The sequence below is a fragment of the uncultured Psychrobacter sp. genome, assembly GCF_947488565.1.
Classification (GTDB): Bacteria; Pseudomonadota; Gammaproteobacteria; order Pseudomonadales; family Moraxellaceae; genus Psychrobacter; species Psychrobacter saeujeotis.
Window position 1 is genome coordinate 1 of sequence record NZ_CANKZC010000010.1, and the last position, 14,096, is coordinate 14,096.

The window sequence follows — 14,096 nt, forward strand, 5'->3', positions numbered from 1 at the left end:
ACCCGTTTCTTTAAGGGTTTTTATTTGATCCTGTTTACTCCTGTTTACTCCTGTTTAAGAGCCTTTTTTCACCTTTAAAATCAATAGCTTACAAAGAGAAAAAAGAGTAAATGAGCCGAAAAAAGAGTAAATGAGCCGAAAAAAGAGTAAATGAGCCGAAAAAAGAGTAAATGAGCCGAAAAAAGAGTTGTTTAAAGATAGCTATTTATTTTACTATTTTTATGATAGTTTATCTCATGTGGAATTATAATAAACGTAGAAATAGTGAAATATAAAATGGAAAATAATTTAGTCGTACAGTCAAATGATTTAGTTCTTGCTACTTATACGATGACAACAAAAGAAAAAGAGCTTTTACTAACTTGTATTAGTCAAATTGATAGTAGACCTGATGCGCCAAATATCAGTAAACAAACCAAATTTACTATTACTGCTGATGAGATAAAAAGGCTTTTTTATAGTGATAGCAACGCGAAAAATATCTATCGTGATATTGAGCAAGCTAGTAACCGCTTGTTTGAAAGGGAAGTGATCATCGCACTGCCAGACAATGAAGTACTGCGTACACGCTTTGTTAGTAGTCTTCTATTTAGCCCAAATACAGGGAAGATTACGCTAACTTTTGCAGAGGATATATTGCCGTATCTGACACAATTAAAAGCAAATTTTACTAAATATAAGTTGTTAGAGATCAGTGAGCTCTCAAGTATCCACTCAATACGCCTATATGAATTAATAGTGTGTTGGATTGGACAGTATCAATACAGTAAAGCATATGAACTTGAAGATTTTAAATATGTTATGGGTATAAAAGGCAAGTACAAGCAATTTAGTGAACTTCGAAAGTATGTGATCGATAAAGCCTTAGAAGAGATTAATGAAAGTACAAATTATAAGGTTAGTGTGGAATATAAAAAAAAGAGTAGAGGCAAAGGTTACGAGGGCCTAACGCTCAAATTCCATCGGAAAACACTTGATAAATTAACCAGTGAAGATGGCACCCTGTCACAAGCTACCATACAGTCGATTGTTGATAACGTGCAGTTTATGAATGACTATAACAACCATCCAAGCCTAAGTTATGACGGCAAAATGCAGACTGACGCATTTAAGCGCGAAATGATTAATATCATACAGCGAGAGCCTGAAAGCTTTAACAAGCCCAATAAGGCTTTAGAGAGCTATCTTCCAAAGATTAAACACTAATGTTTTTTCAAAAATTCTTATAGTCAAAAGAACCACCGTTTTTTCTTCTTAGCCGTCGCGACGATTGAATCATCTTCTTTTTCTTGCTCTGGTTCAAGTGGCGGCTCATCGTTTACTTCAGTTTGCTTAAATTCTAGCAGTCTTACTTGTGCGAAATCCTGGATACTGGCGTTGGCTTTATCTAGCGTTTTGTTTAACTGTCCTATCTGCTGCTGATAATTTTCAATTAACTTTTTTTGATCGCTTACTTGTTGGCTGAGGTGTACATTCTTGAGCTTTTCAAGCGCTAATAGGTGTTCAATATCCGTATTATGCTGAACACTTTGGCTGTTCAGAGGTGTACTTTGAACAGTGTCCACTGAACGTTCAGTACGTTTTTTAGAAATTGGCTCACCAAACACGCGCAACATTTCTGAAACGTCTATTTTCTTATCTGCTGTTCTAGAAAGCTCACCATCATTGACCTTCTGATAGATCGTGGTTCTTGATACACCCCATTCTTTTGCCGCTTTTGTCACCGATATGTTCATTGTTCACCTAGTGTTCAAGTACGTTTTTAGAAACTGTACAGTACAACTGTCCAGAACGTTCAGTGAACAACTATGGCACTAACCCGTCTATCAGGCAAATTATAAATAAACTGCTGTGTAAATCAGACGGTTAGTTATATAGCACTCACTTTATTGAACAAATATAGGGTATTATTAATGCTTGAAAGCAGTGTTTTGGGTATTAAAGAAAGAAGGTTCTATGAAAAAATTTATTCTAAGTATGGCGTTATCTCTCTTTGCCTTATCTTCTCAGGCAGCAGTTACAGTCACTGATAATCCATTTTATAGTGATGTTGAGGTAGAGCATCCGTTGTTTGCTAAAGGTGCTGGCGGCTCTCAATGCAAAGGCTTACCGCGCACTTGTGGGCAGATGGTTAGCTGTGAACAAGCCAAACAAGCACTCAAATGTGGAAATACCAAGCTAGACCGTGATAAGGACGGCGTACCATGCGAATCAATATGTCCAGGTGGTTAATTGCAGTAGCGTCTATCGTTATGATTGGGTGCAGCTCAGGCAATACAGAAAATGATCTGTATGGTTCAGGCTATATCGTAGTGAGTGAGCAGACATGGAGTAAAGATTACACAACACCTTATCCGTTTACGGTGCCTGAGGGTGAGATTGCGTGTGCCTCAAATCCTTCCTTTGGTCGTGAGGTGTTTTTTCATCCTAAGGGTTACACCGATGAATCTTACGTTGGTATACCGCTCAATAAAGCAGCGGTAGATGGCTTAAAGCTAAGTCGTTTGACGCCAAATGTGCCTCATAGTGTCAAGGAAGGTGCTGATCTGCGTGAGGCCGTACAAATTGGGTTGAGAGTGTGTGATGAGCAAGAGGATGAGCTTGCGAATTATTAAGTTCGGTACCCTAGTGAGGACTTGAAAACTAGGCTGTAGGCTAATGGTATCAAGATTTTAACTCATTGAAAGAGTCACAGTGTACTTCATGGTGTACTTACCATACATACTCTGTTCGTGATTGATGCGATAGACATGCATCGAACTTGGGCTTATTTGAACATGAAAAAGCCTATACAATGATTATCTAAATAATATTAAAAGAGTGGATCAAATATGAGTATTCTTTCAAAATTACTAGAAATAGAAAGTAAGTATAAAATTAAGCTACACGAAGGTGAGAGCTTTAAACAAGCTGTGTACAACGGAAAGATGACAGATTCGGAAGATTGTATTATTGATAAAATTGAATTAATTTTAAAACATTATCCTGATAGCCAAGATATTTCCTTATCTACGTACCAGTCAGATGAGACCTCAGCTGATGCATTTTGCTACGCTGTAGTATTACCCTAATATTAGCTATGGAGTGCCAAATGTTTTTTATACGGAAGGCAGACCAGAACGATGTATCTAATATTGCTCATATACACTTTGAAAGTTGGAATGCTACGTATTCGAACCTTTTACCCGAAACGTATAGAGACAAAGAAAATAACTTGTCTCAGAAAATGAACATGTGGGAGAAGGTATTACCTAGCTCTGGTGTAAATACATGGATAGCATATGATGCTGAGAATACTGCTGTAGGATTTATTTCTTACTTTAAGAAAGATCAAGAGTGTGAAATAACCACTTTGTATCTCTTACCGCAATACCAAAATTTAGGAATAGGTACTAAGTTGATGGACTCAGCCCTAATTGATGCTTCTCAATGCAATAGCTGCTCTATTCTATCTTTGTGGGTGTTAAAAACTAACCTATCCGCGATTAGTTTCTATGAAAAATTTGGTTTTAAGTCTGACGGTCAATGTGATGAAGAGCTATACGAGGACGCCAAAATAACAGATATTAGAATGGTAAAATCACTCTAACATCTGTTATTTTGAGTATACCTTCACTTGTTCGGTGCGCTATACAGGCATCGAGCTTTATGATTAAGATTTCCCAAGTTAGTGTCTACAGTATTGAGAGCATAGTCAGGTTAATAGGATGCCAAAGCAAGAAAGACTAGAGCTCGTAACCCGTGATTCTAAGTGTCTTTATAAGAATTATTTTGTAGAACTACTCTTCCATTAAATAGGTATAGATGGTAAGTTCAGCTTTTAGTAGCTCATAAGTTTAGTGCATTCTTAATCGAAAACACTAAACTTATGAGCTGTTCTTCTTTTTTCAATCACTTTCTAATTAAGTTGAGAGTGGCGTACTAACTACTATTGTTGTTTATATAAAAATATAAACTAAAAGCAAGATAGTGAGTCTTAACAAGGAATGTTATATGTCCAATCCCTCGGTATCTAAACGGGTTCTTACTGCCAGCCTCGTTGGCAGCGCCATCGAATGGTTTGATTTTTTTCTATATGGTACGGTAGCCGCTCTAGTCTTTAATCAGCTGTATTTCCCTACAGGAGATGAGAGCTTGAGTACAATGCTAGCTTTTGCCTCATTTGCATTATCGTTTTTTGTTCGACCTTTTGGCGGGATTGTTTTTAGCCATATCGGTGACAAAATTGGAAGAAAAAAAACCTTAGTAGCTACCTTGGCATTGATGGGTGGTGCAACAGTCTTGATGGGGTTATTACCCACTTACCAAGCGATCGGAATAGCTGCGCCAATTTTGATGGTGATGTTGCGTATAATTCAAGGCCTTGGTATAGGCGGCGAATGGGGAGGTTCAATGCTATTAGCAGTTGAATATGCACCGCCTGAAAAGCGTGGTTTTTTTGGTAGTGTGCCACAAATGGGGATCCCAATCGGTCTACTACTTGCGACATTGGCATTAACTGTGATGACTATGTTACCGGAAGAAGATTTTGTGGCATGGGGGTGGCGTGTGCCATTTATTGCAAGCGCATTTTTAGTAATTTTTGGTCTTTGGATCCGTAAAGGAATTGATGAAACGCCAGACTTTAAAAAGAACAAAGAAGAGGGGACGGTAGTAAAAGTTCCTTTATTCGAAACGTTTAAAACTCATAAAAAAGAAGTGCTAATCGCTGTAGGTGCCAAGTTTGCTGAGACTGCGCCGTTTTATATCATGTCTACCTTTGTTGTATATTACGCTACTACTCAATTATCATTGAGTACAACACAAGTACTTAATGCAGTTACCATAGCTATGGTAGTAACTATCTTTCTTATCCCATTCATGGGAGCTCTCTCAGACAAGATTGGACGCAAAAGAGTTTATATCGGTAGTACTGTTCTTATGATGTTATATGCCTTCCCTTACTTCTGGATATTAGAGCAGAACACATTCTTAAGTGTAGTGGTAGCCACTGTCATCGGGCTAGGTATTGTTTGGGCGCCTATTACTGCGGTTCTTGGTACTATGTTTTCTGAAATCTTCAAAAGCAATGTTCGATATACAGGCGTTACCTTAGGATATCAAATAGGAGCCGCTCTTGCTGGTGGTACAGCACCACTAATTGCTACCTATTTACTCACTCAATTTGATCAATCCTACCGATCAATTGCAATATACATGATCTTAACAGGAGTGGTTTCTCTTATAGCTATTAGTTTTGTAAGCACTTCTTCAAATAGAATGACTGGTAGTAGTGATAACTAGAAAGGATAACTTATGAAATTTTATGATAAACAACAAACCGCCGCTGCTTTACCATATGACGCCTTAATTAAAGCTATTGATCAGATGTTTAAACAAGAGTGTGTGGTACCGCGTCGTCATAATCATGCGATTGATAGCGATGATGCGGGCGCTACATTGCTCATTATGCCAGCTTGGCAAAAGAATCGTTACTTGGGTATTAAGCATGTAACTATCTATCCAGATAATGGAAAGAAGTTTGGTCTAGCTGGGCTTTTTTCAACTTATACACTATTTGATGCTAAGAATGGGATGCCTATTGCGGTGATCGATGGCAATACTATTACCTGTCAGCGTACAGCGGCAGCCTCTGCGCTAGCTGCAAAGTTTCTAGCTCGTAAAGAGTCCAAAAGCTTACTTATCGTGGGAGCTGGAAATGTAGCCCGTGAGCTTGCTTTTGCGTATGGGGAGTTATTTAGTCTAGAAACTATAAAAATTTGGAACACCACTTATAAGCGAGCCGTTAAACTAGCTGACGATTTACAATCCAAAGGGTTTCCAGCTATTGCAGTAGAAGATCTGCAGGAAGCAGTTGAAAATAGTGATATTGTTAGTAGCGCGACCTTATCAACAGGACCCTTAATAAAACGTGATTGGGTTAAACCTGGTACGCATGTGGATTTGATTGGTAGTTTTAAGCCTGACATGCGTGAATCTGATGATGCGATGTTTGCTGATACCTCTGTATTTGTAGACACTAGTGAGGCACTAGATAAAGCTGGTGATTTACTCTCACCTATCTCAGCAGGAGTGTTTCAACGTGATCAGGTTAAAGCTGATTTAGCGGCTTTATGCCAAGGTCAACACCAAGGTCGTACTAGTGCATGTGAAATAACAGTCTATAAAGCGGTAGGGACAGCGATGGAGGATTTGGCAGCAGCTATCTTAGTTTATGAAAGTACTATTTAATTTATTAAATAGTATTGTTGTAATTTTAAAAAGTAGGTATAAACCTACTTAAGCTATACCCCAAGGGAACCAGCTATCTCACCCTCTAAACCTATTAACAGACCACTTAAAATAGACCGCTATAATGGAACCACTTAAAAGATCCTAATAGCCATGGGGATTTTCTCGATGCAAAACATTAAGAAGCAGACCGCAATATCGAGCCTAGACTTTAATAATCTACGCAAACTCATGGATGCCTTAATTAATCTAAAAAAAATTGATGATCTAGATTCTCTTGATGCAGATTACAGTTTTGAATGGCAAGAAGATGCCAATGAGATGATTGATGGCATCAATAAGTACGTAGAGCAAACATTAGCTAGCCTAGAGGCAGAGAGCTACCAAAATGCTCACTGTAGTCTGACTTCCTTGAGAATTTGCCTACAGAATTTAAATGGCACAATAGATGGGATCACTAACGATGTCATCTTAATGAATTGTGATAATGAAGAATTCACTTGGCCACCATTGAATGAAGATTGTCGTATTCTTGAGTGATGGCGCAAGCCCTAATACTCTAAATAACCCCTAATTGGACGCTTACTAAACTGTGATGCGTTCTTTTTTAGTCGATTAATCATCTCAAACTCTCATATCTTGAGCAGCTAGGTTAATCGAGCTAATTAAATCGTTGTAATTTACTTATCTAGAACCGCCCTTTAACCATTATGTATCTGATAGCATCATATCTATAATGAAGGCAAGTAAATAGTTAAATACCTCAGCTATCATCCCTGCTTTAATACTCGATAAACGGTAGCCACCCCAACACCAACGGCCTTAGCGATCTCTTCTTTTGTCATGTTGTTTTTACTAGCCAATTCTTTAATACGATTGTGTTTCGTCGTATTAGGCTTCTTACCAGTAGGTTTATAGCCACTGTTAGCCAATCCCTGCTTGATGCGCTCTCTACGCTTGTCGTTATCAAGCTTTGCCATCGTTGCCAACAAATCGATCAGCATATGGTTAATCACTGTTAGGATATCACCTGTCATACCTTTACTTACCGTATGCGTGGTTGGTAGATCCGCCACCACCAATCGTAAGCCCTTATCTTTGATACGCTGCTTTAGAATTGCAAAATCATCTTGAGATAGCCTGCTTAATCTATCCACGCTTTCAACCAGCAGAATATCGCCTTCCTCAGCGTCATTGAGTAACAGAGTGAGTGCGGGTCTATCAAGCTTCGTACCACTGAAATGCTCAACGTACTCAACATGGTTATCGTTATAGGTTTGGCTAAAGCTAATCAAGTCAGACAATGCTCTCTTAGCGTCTTGATCCTTAGTGCTGGCTCTCACATAAATACGAACCGTCATAACGCCCCTCTATTACTTAGACTTGATAATTAATGTTCATTGATAATATCAGGATATTACTATCGTTTAATTACTAATATAAGTCAAATGATAGCTAAATTATCGTTTAGAGGTTTTATGTTTTGGGTATAGGCTAATGATAGGAAAAAAGCACAGCAACCAGTCCTATAATTCTAAAGTCTGTTATAGATGGTTCCATATTAACAGTCTATTTTGAGTAGTCTGTTAATATGTTTGAAGGGTGAGATAGCTGGTTCCGCTAAGGTATACTTGAATATTCTTAAAAAAACCTTTTAAAGGAGATAATTGTAATGTCGTATTCTAAAGGTGCTAAGCCGATAATTACTATAGCTGCCATTTCAGATGTACACAGTAATGTTTTCGCTCTCGAAGCTGTACTAAAAGATATTAAACAAAGAAATGCTACTCAAATTGTTAACCTTGGCGATATTCTATATGGTCCAATTGCGCCTAAAGCCACTTACGAATTGTTGATGAAACATCAAAAAGATATTATTACCATTCGTGGTAACCAAGATAGGCAGATTTATCAAGCGACGACGACTGATCTTGATAGCAACCCAACTCTACAGTTTATTGTAGAAGACTTACCCAATGAGGCTATTCAATGGATGAAAGCTTTGCCTTTCGACTATGAATTAGATGGAGATGTTTATCTATGTCATGGCTCACCAACTGATGACATGGTATACCTGTTAGAAAATGTAGAAACTGGTCAGCCAATAGTTCGTAGCGATTCAGATATTTTGAGCATACTTAGCGAGATTGATAAGCCTATTATCATATGCGGTCATACTCACACCCCACGTATGGTAAAACTATCGACAGGTCAAATTGTAATTAATACTGGGAGTGTAGGCTACCCTGCCTATACTGATGATTTGCCTGTTGTCCATAAGATGCAAAATTACTCTCCTGATGCAAGCTATGCTCTTATAAAAGGTATTGAAACCGAACAAGGAAAACAGTGGAAAGTTGAACATGTCAAAGTCCCTTACGATTTTGAAGCGGCAGCTAAACTAGCTTTAAAAAACAATCGCAAAGATTGGGAATTTGCATTAAAAACTGGACGGGCTTTGTAAGTACAGTAAATTTGAAATATTCTCAAAAATCCCGCTGCATGTATATCACGAAGTACACTGACATTATTTCAATAGCCCAATCTATTATCCCATATAGCACAGAGACGAATATTCAAGTCCTCACTAGGGAACCATACTTACTCCCATAAAACCTATTATTTCCCATCAATCGTTCCTTTAAAAACCGCCTTCTTAGTGTTAGTTTTTTTTCTTACGCTTGAACGTTGGTTTTATAGCGTTCATTTCTTGTCTGAATTTTTTCCACTGCCTAGGGTGAGAGGTCTTGATATGACCTACCTTAGAAGTAATGCTACGCCAATCTTTATCGTAACTATATAGATTCTTATCAGTATGAAAGCGTAGAGAGAGCTTGTGTATATCAGAGCGGAGCTTCTTTCTTTTATCGTTGTTGATTGTAGGTTTTTTTGAATTAACAGTTAGGCCAGTTACTGTTTTTCCTACACCGTTAACGGAAGGAGAAAAAATTGTTTGTTTCTTACGGTTTGGATGATGAGCTTTATGAAAAACCATTGAGTATATCTTGGAGATAATATCTGTTTTTTGTCGGTCAGTTAATAGCCGTGAGCTAGAGATGGTTATATCGTCAATATATCTACTGTATGCAACTTGTTGACGGTCCAATTCTTCAACTAGTTTTGGCTCTATATCATAGAAGATTAACTGTGCAAGGTATCCACTAGTCTTCCATCCTTGTGGTAGCTCGTTTTGATACGTTGTTAGTTGTGTCAGAATTTCAGCGATTTCAGGTGCCATACAAAAGAACCCTTGCCAGATGCTACGAATATTTTTGTAGTCACAGTTGGGGAAGAAACTCTTTATGTCTTCTGATATAACAATAGATTTGTTGCAATGAAATGCAGCGTGAGTCCTACAACTTCGAGGGTTTAAGAGATCTGCGACTCCACCCTGCATATAGATGGGATAAAAAACTTTTTTAAGTAACTTATCAAGAATTTTTTGATGAATGGCTTTTAGCCTAGGTTTTGCATTGTGTGTATGTCTTACTTCACCATTGGGCTTGGTTAGTTTTTTTCCTGGGCACCAATATCTATCTTTATTAGCCAGTACATATTCTAGATCTTCCACTGTAATTTCTAATAGGTTAGCAAGTGAGCTAATATTTGCAATTGGTGTAACCTGAGGTAGAGGGTGAAAGCCCATTGTTTAAGCTTCAATCATCGAATAAATTGTTTTGGTAAGGGATTCAATCTGCGTGTCTGTAATTTCCGAGATGGATTCTTGCTTAGCCGCCAAAAACACAAGGACACTTACTGGTATCTGTAAAGCGTCAGCAATTGATTCTAGATTGGATAAGGTTGGTTGACGTTTATCTTTTTCTATTAATGATAAGTATGATTCAGAAACATCTGCTAAAGCGCTTACTTGCAACTGCGTCATATTTCTCAATTTTCGACACTTTTTTATAACACTGCCGATTTTCATGTTTTCAACCTTATAAGAGTGGTAAGGCTTGCTGTACTACTCTAGAAACTTTCTAAAAATCTGAATAAGCTCAATAATGCTGGGGAAGTAGAGAAGTAAATCACCGAGCGTTTTTAAACCTATTGCCTTATAGTCTGTTTCTTTGGAAGCTGAGTTCTCTATTACTAAATCAAGATTCTCTATTGCTTCTTCAATTTTACGAGTAACACTGGGTTCTAATGTATCATGCGTAGTTGTTTGAATCTCAGCAAGCTGAGCCCGCAACTGTTCTAAAAGTCTTTTATCATTCATACTATTTACGACGCTTCCTGACGGCACGGATTGTACCAGTCGACAACACAATCGAACCCGAGAGAAATAACATTAGAACGCCACAAGCCTTATACTGTGGCGAAGCCTCAGTCGAAATACCAAGCGAATGACAAGTTGCATAAGGCCAAACGAGATAGTACAGAGGTCGAGGTCTTCGGGTGTTGCAGCTATAAAAATAGCGGCTGAAATCAGCCAATTACAAGGTTCAATTAATAAATGATAGCTTCTAAAACGCATCTAGACGGATCGTCTATTCTGAGTTGTTAGGTTACTATAAAACATTACTGTGAGTCAAGTTTATGTATGCATACTAAAGTAGGATTGTTTAGTGCCTCATAAAGAAGTTACTAGTATCAATAGAACATCTGAACCCACGATAGGGAACCATACTTGTTCCCATAACAGACGTTATGACAAATACTTTAAGCAATAAATAAGAAAGTTTTTAATGCCTGCCGTTACAAACTTATTTAACGTAGCTTTATCACTTTCAACAAACATCGCCTATCAACCACGCAAATCTGGATTACTGCCACCAGTAGCATAGCTATTGTCATCTAGTAGTGAATCCTGCTCCCCATAATTAGCCATAGAGTCAGATTGCGTTTGGTGACTACTCCTAGGCTGATTATTTTCAAGTCCTATATTTTGATCAACCGCCTCTTGATTATTTTCTTTTGCGTTGGCTACAAATGGACTCTCTTCCTCACCCAAGCCCACATCGCCACCCAAACTTTCAATCATACTTTTAAACAATTCTTTATCCGATTTTCTCGTTAAAAAATCTGGAAAATGAATCGCAAAATACTCTCGAATCATCTGCTCGCTCTCACCATCAGTTGCCAATACCTGACCTAAAAATGCCCCCATTAGAATCTTCTGCTTGTTCAAGCGTTTATCTAGCTTTACCTGCTGAACCTTAGCTTGGCGTTTTAACTCTTCTAACCGTTGACGCTCTTTTAATTCATTAGAGTCTTGACTATCAAAAATAGACACAGGCGCTTTATTATTAGATACTGACATCAGATTTATCCTTATCAATTAAATTTTACTCAGCATAGCAAGCACCTTACTATCGTTCAATCACTTGTGGTAATCTTTAACACAATTACATCCGAAACCTTAGATAGCTTAGTTTATTATTTTATGGTGGCGTCCCCCTGACTAAGGGCGAAGTAACGACTCAAAATTTAATCTATCCACTTCGTTACTATTCTTAATTTTGAATCCTTCTTCGTTGGGGAAACCCCAAACCCCGCACACCACAAAAAACCGTGGTGTGCAAAAAGCAAAAATAGCAGGTGACTCTTTATGACGATGGTACACATTGCAACAAAGGCGATTTCTCGAAAAGCAGGACAGTCGGCAGTGGCGTCGGCGGCCTATCGTGCTGGCGATGTGCTTGATGATGCCAAATATGGCAAGACCCATGACTATAGTAAAAAGTCTGGTGTGATGAGTAGCGATATCGTTTTACCATTTTCATTAAAGGCGCTGGGTGTGAGTGTGGATCGGGAGACGCTTTGGAATACCGCTGAAGCGGCAGAGACACGTTCGGACAGTCGGGTGGCACGTGAGTGGCTGATTAATTTGCCGTATGAGTTAGACGAGTATGATCGGCATCAGCTGGCCATAAACTTTGCCCAAAAGCTTTGCGACGATATGGATGTGATTGCGGATGTGTGTATCCATCGTCCGGTGATGAAATTGCCTTTTGATCCTAATGTACCGCCAAGCTCTAAGTATTTGCGTGAGGGTGAGGAAAACCCTGATCCTCGTAATTTTCACGCGCATATTTTAGTCACTACTCGAGCGCCTACCATTGGACCCAATAAAACCTTGGCATTTGATCCAAAGCTTAAGACCCCGTTTGAATGGTCCAATAAAAAACGTAAGGCGCATGATCTGCCGTCATCGATGCAGGAGATTAAGCGTATTCGGGAGATGTGGGTAGATACCGCCAATAAGGTATTGGCCGAATACCATCTACCGCTGATGGATGCACGCAGTTATAAGGATCAGGGGCTTGATCAACAGCCCACCATTAAAATGGGCGTGGAGGCGACGGCCATGGAGCGCCGAGGCATCACGACCGAAAAAGGTAATACCAACCGCGCCATCAAAGCACGCAACAAATTGGTGGCTGACAACCATATCAAACAGGAAGCAGACAATGAGCGACGAATTAGCGCACTTAGAAAAGGACTTGCTTGGGCAACTGAGAAAAACGCAAGACTACCTGGACGCATTGGAGGCACAAAACGACGAGCTGACTTTGCAAAACAACTCTCTAGAAGCTCAGAACCTCACATTACGTACTGCACAGAACAAAATAATAGAACAGCAATTCGAGTTGACGACACAAAACGATGCGTTGAAGACGCAAAATCAGGCATTGCTTGGGCAGCTAAACGATGCGAAAACCTACCAAAGTGGATTAATGGCACAGACGAAAGAAGCCAAAAAGCAAAATACAGAGTTGAGCACTCAAAACAATGGGTTACTGCAAACACAAAAAGAGCTACAGACAGCGAATCAATCGCTCAGGACATCCATCAAGGTATTGCAGAGCGAGCAAAAGCAGCCCCCAGCCCCTTCGATGACGCAGCACGACGAGCAAGAGCTGCTCGACTTGATCGACAGCAAGGACGTATTGATCGAGACACTCGAGAAAACCGTCACAAAGATGAGAGAATCTTTGAGTATGCTGAACGTATGAAGCTACACCTAGCCATGCGCTTGATACAACGTCATCGTGATGATATGGCTATCAGATGGGCTCAAGGAGAAACTGCACAGAACGCTCCTGATAAATTTGATCAGCGGCAAGTGGCACTACTCAACGAGTTTGCAAAGCACCATGGTATTGAGGACCACGATAAAGCCGTGGAGTTTACCGCGCACTTACGCCAAGTGGCCAAACGTTTTGATCACACGCTGGTTGAAAACAACAAAGCCATTATTAAGCTGTTGCGTGATCCTAACGCTGAACGTGAGCAGTATCTAGCGCTTACCAAGCATTTTACAGATTTCAGAGACAATATCGATCAAAAACGAGCGGCATTTAATACCAGCATCATCGACAAACTGGGCGGTAGCGCAGGAGAGGTTGGCAGAATGACTCGGGACACCATGTCATCGTTCAGCTATATAGAAGAATTAATGGATTACATCAATCAGGATAACTGCCCAGCTGAGGCTAGAAAAGCTGCTAGAGAACATCTAGCAGATACCTTAGATAAAACCTGTCAGCAATTCAAACTTGCGTTGCGTGATGTTAACTCACTACCAACAACCCAGCGTAAAAGCTACTCAGAGGCGATTAAAGCCACTTTAGAGACGTTTACTGAGCAATATGGCAAAGATCTGTCTGAAGGACAACACAGAGCACTACAGGACGGTTTAGAGTCTTACCAACATCAAATTAATAAAGCTCGTTCACCTAGCCGAGGGTTTAGTCCTTAGTTTAATCCTCAAGAAACCATTATTGAGAGATAAATTGCTGAGGCAAGCTACGTGGTTTAAGTGATGTTTTTTCACTTATCCACAAAAAAATTTATCACCCGTTTCTTTAAGGGTTTTTATTTGATCCTGTTTACTCCTGTTTACTCCTGTTTAAGAGCCT

General features: G+C 39.3%; 16 protein-coding genes. 10 read left to right on the forward strand and 6 right to left on the reverse strand.

Annotated features, from left to right (window positions below; genetic code table 11):
* The first annotated feature begins 276 nt into the window (after positions 1 to 276).
* The gene (locus tag Q0890_RS13420; RefSeq protein ID WP_299221971.1) at positions 277 to 1,206 is read left to right on the forward strand and encodes a replication initiation protein; all 930 of its coding nucleotides are present in this window, start codon (positions 277 to 279) and stop codon (positions 1,204 to 1,206) included.
* Positions 1,207 to 1,229: 23 nt separating this feature from the next.
* On the opposite strand, the gene Q0890_RS13425 is transcribed toward Q0890_RS13420, so the two are convergent.
* Entirely contained in the window at positions 1,230 to 1,736 is a 507-nt protein-coding gene (locus Q0890_RS13425; RefSeq protein ID WP_299221974.1) for a plasmid replication DNA-binding protein, read from the reverse strand.
* A gap of 220 nt (positions 1,737 to 1,956) precedes the next feature.
* On the opposite strand from Q0890_RS13425, the gene Q0890_RS13430 reads away from it, so the two are divergent.
* The 7 genes from Q0890_RS13430 (at position 1,957) to Q0890_RS13460 (ending at position 6,771) form a co-directional block, all read left to right on the forward strand.
* Positions 1,957 to 2,232, forward strand: a complete 276-nt coding sequence (locus Q0890_RS13430; RefSeq protein WP_068408089.1) for an excalibur calcium-binding domain-containing protein — start codon at positions 1,957 to 1,959, stop codon at positions 2,230 to 2,232.
* Complete coding sequence (locus Q0890_RS13435; protein ID WP_299221979.1) at positions 2,205 to 2,615, forward strand: hypothetical protein; 411 nt, start codon at positions 2,205 to 2,207, stop codon at positions 2,613 to 2,615. The genes Q0890_RS13430 and Q0890_RS13435 overlap by 28 nt, the downstream gene beginning before the upstream one ends.
* Positions 2,616 to 2,831: 216 nt before the next feature.
* Entirely contained in the window at positions 2,832 to 3,071 is a 240-nt protein-coding gene (locus Q0890_RS13440) for a hypothetical protein (protein ID WP_151252899.1), read from the forward strand.
* A 20-nt stretch (positions 3,072 to 3,091) separates the two neighbouring features.
* On the forward strand, positions 3,092 to 3,589 hold the full coding sequence (locus Q0890_RS13445; RefSeq protein ID WP_299221988.1) for a GNAT family N-acetyltransferase: 498 nt from the start codon (positions 3,092 to 3,094) through the stop codon (positions 3,587 to 3,589).
* Positions 3,590 to 3,993: 404 nt separating this feature from the next.
* Positions 3,994 to 5,283, forward strand: a complete 1,290-nt coding sequence (locus Q0890_RS13450) for an MFS transporter (RefSeq protein WP_075103743.1) — start codon at positions 3,994 to 3,996, stop codon at positions 5,281 to 5,283.
* Between the two features lie 12 nt (positions 5,284 to 5,295).
* Complete coding sequence (locus Q0890_RS13455; protein ID WP_075103742.1) at positions 5,296 to 6,231, forward strand: ornithine cyclodeaminase family protein; 936 nt, start codon at positions 5,296 to 5,298, stop codon at positions 6,229 to 6,231.
* Positions 6,232 to 6,399: 168 nt separating this feature from the next.
* On the forward strand, positions 6,400 to 6,771 hold the full coding sequence (locus Q0890_RS13460; protein ID WP_299221996.1) for a hypothetical protein: 372 nt from the start codon (positions 6,400 to 6,402) through the stop codon (positions 6,769 to 6,771).
* 230 nt (positions 6,772 to 7,001) lie between these two features.
* Here Q0890_RS13460 and Q0890_RS13465 read toward each other — a convergent pair whose 3' ends face one another.
* Positions 7,002 to 7,592, reverse strand: a complete 591-nt coding sequence (locus tag Q0890_RS13465; protein WP_201542831.1) for a recombinase family protein — start codon at positions 7,590 to 7,592, stop codon at positions 7,002 to 7,004.
* A 311-nt stretch (positions 7,593 to 7,903) separates the two neighbouring features.
* Between Q0890_RS13465 and Q0890_RS13470 the strand changes: the two genes are divergently transcribed.
* A complete protein-coding gene (locus Q0890_RS13470) occupies positions 7,904 to 8,695 on the forward strand; it encodes a metallophosphoesterase family protein (RefSeq protein ID WP_299221999.1) in 792 nt (263 codons plus the stop codon).
* A gap of 198 nt (positions 8,696 to 8,893) precedes the next feature.
* Here Q0890_RS13470 and Q0890_RS13475 read toward each other — a convergent pair whose 3' ends face one another.
* From Q0890_RS13475 to Q0890_RS13490, 4 genes are all read right to left on the reverse strand, one after another.
* Positions 8,894 to 9,877 (reverse strand): reverse transcriptase family protein, encoded by a 984-nt coding sequence (locus Q0890_RS13475; RefSeq protein ID WP_299222000.1) that lies wholly within the window; start codon positions 9,875 to 9,877, stop codon positions 8,894 to 8,896.
* A gap of 3 nt (positions 9,878 to 9,880) precedes the next feature.
* Complete coding sequence (locus Q0890_RS13480) at positions 9,881 to 10,159, reverse strand: helix-turn-helix domain-containing protein (protein ID WP_102076491.1); 279 nt, start codon at positions 10,157 to 10,159, stop codon at positions 9,881 to 9,883.
* A 36-nt stretch (positions 10,160 to 10,195) separates the two neighbouring features.
* Positions 10,196 to 10,450, reverse strand: a complete 255-nt coding sequence (locus Q0890_RS13485; RefSeq protein ID WP_299222005.1) for a hypothetical protein — start codon at positions 10,448 to 10,450, stop codon at positions 10,196 to 10,198.
* A 528-nt stretch (positions 10,451 to 10,978) separates the two neighbouring features.
* Positions 10,979 to 11,494: a hypothetical protein gene (locus tag Q0890_RS13490; RefSeq protein WP_299222007.1), complete on the reverse strand. Its 516-nt coding sequence runs from the start codon at positions 11,492 to 11,494 to the stop codon at positions 10,979 to 10,981.
* Between the two features lie 288 nt (positions 11,495 to 11,782).
* Here Q0890_RS13490 and Q0890_RS13495 point away from each other — a divergent pair, with 288 nt between their 5' ends.
* Positions 11,783 to 13,936: a MobA/MobL family protein gene (locus Q0890_RS13495; RefSeq protein ID WP_299222010.1), complete on the forward strand. Its 2,154-nt coding sequence runs from the start codon at positions 11,783 to 11,785 to the stop codon at positions 13,934 to 13,936.
* Positions 13,937 to 14,096 lie beyond the last annotated feature (160 nt).

Excerpts from the sequence above, each read along its gene's own strand:
- Q0890_RS13440 (WP_151252899.1), top strand. The coding sequence starts at position 2,832 with ATGAGTATTCTTTCAAAATTACTAGAAATAGAAAGTAAGTATAAAATT.
- Q0890_RS13475 (WP_299222000.1), bottom strand. The coding sequence starts at position 9,877 with ATGGGCTTTCACCCTCTACCTCAGGTTACACCAATTGCAAATATTAGC.
- Q0890_RS13435 (WP_299221979.1), top strand. The coding sequence starts at position 2,205 with ATGCGAATCAATATGTCCAGGTGGTTAATTGCAGTAGCGTCTATCGTT.
- Q0890_RS13460 (WP_299221996.1), top strand. The coding sequence starts at position 6,400 with ATGCAAAACATTAAGAAGCAGACCGCAATATCGAGCCTAGACTTTAAT.
- Q0890_RS13490 (WP_299222007.1), bottom strand. The coding sequence starts at position 11,494 with ATGTCAGTATCTAATAATAAAGCGCCTGTGTCTATTTTTGATAGTCAA.
- Q0890_RS13470 (WP_299221999.1), top strand. The coding sequence starts at position 7,904 with ATGTCGTATTCTAAAGGTGCTAAGCCGATAATTACTATAGCTGCCATT.
- Q0890_RS13425 (WP_299221974.1), bottom strand. The coding sequence starts at position 1,736 with ATGAACATATCGGTGACAAAAGCGGCAAAAGAATGGGGTGTATCAAGA.
- Q0890_RS13450 (WP_075103743.1), top strand. The coding sequence starts at position 3,994 with ATGTCCAATCCCTCGGTATCTAAACGGGTTCTTACTGCCAGCCTCGTT.
- Q0890_RS13445 (WP_299221988.1), top strand. The coding sequence starts at position 3,092 with ATGTTTTTTATACGGAAGGCAGACCAGAACGATGTATCTAATATTGCT.
- Q0890_RS13455 (WP_075103742.1), top strand. The coding sequence starts at position 5,296 with ATGAAATTTTATGATAAACAACAAACCGCCGCTGCTTTACCATATGAC.
- Q0890_RS13495 (WP_299222010.1), top strand. The coding sequence starts at position 11,783 with ATGACGATGGTACACATTGCAACAAAGGCGATTTCTCGAAAAGCAGGA.
- Q0890_RS13430 (WP_068408089.1), top strand. The coding sequence starts at position 1,957 with ATGAAAAAATTTATTCTAAGTATGGCGTTATCTCTCTTTGCCTTATCT.
- Q0890_RS13465 (WP_201542831.1), bottom strand. The coding sequence starts at position 7,592 with ATGACGGTTCGTATTTATGTGAGAGCCAGCACTAAGGATCAAGACGCT.
- Q0890_RS13480 (WP_102076491.1), bottom strand. The coding sequence starts at position 10,159 with ATGAAAATCGGCAGTGTTATAAAAAAGTGTCGAAAATTGAGAAATATG.
- Q0890_RS13485 (WP_299222005.1), bottom strand. The coding sequence starts at position 10,450 with ATGAATGATAAAAGACTTTTAGAACAGTTGCGGGCTCAGCTTGCTGAG.
- Q0890_RS13420 (WP_299221971.1), top strand. The coding sequence starts at position 277 with ATGGAAAATAATTTAGTCGTACAGTCAAATGATTTAGTTCTTGCTACT.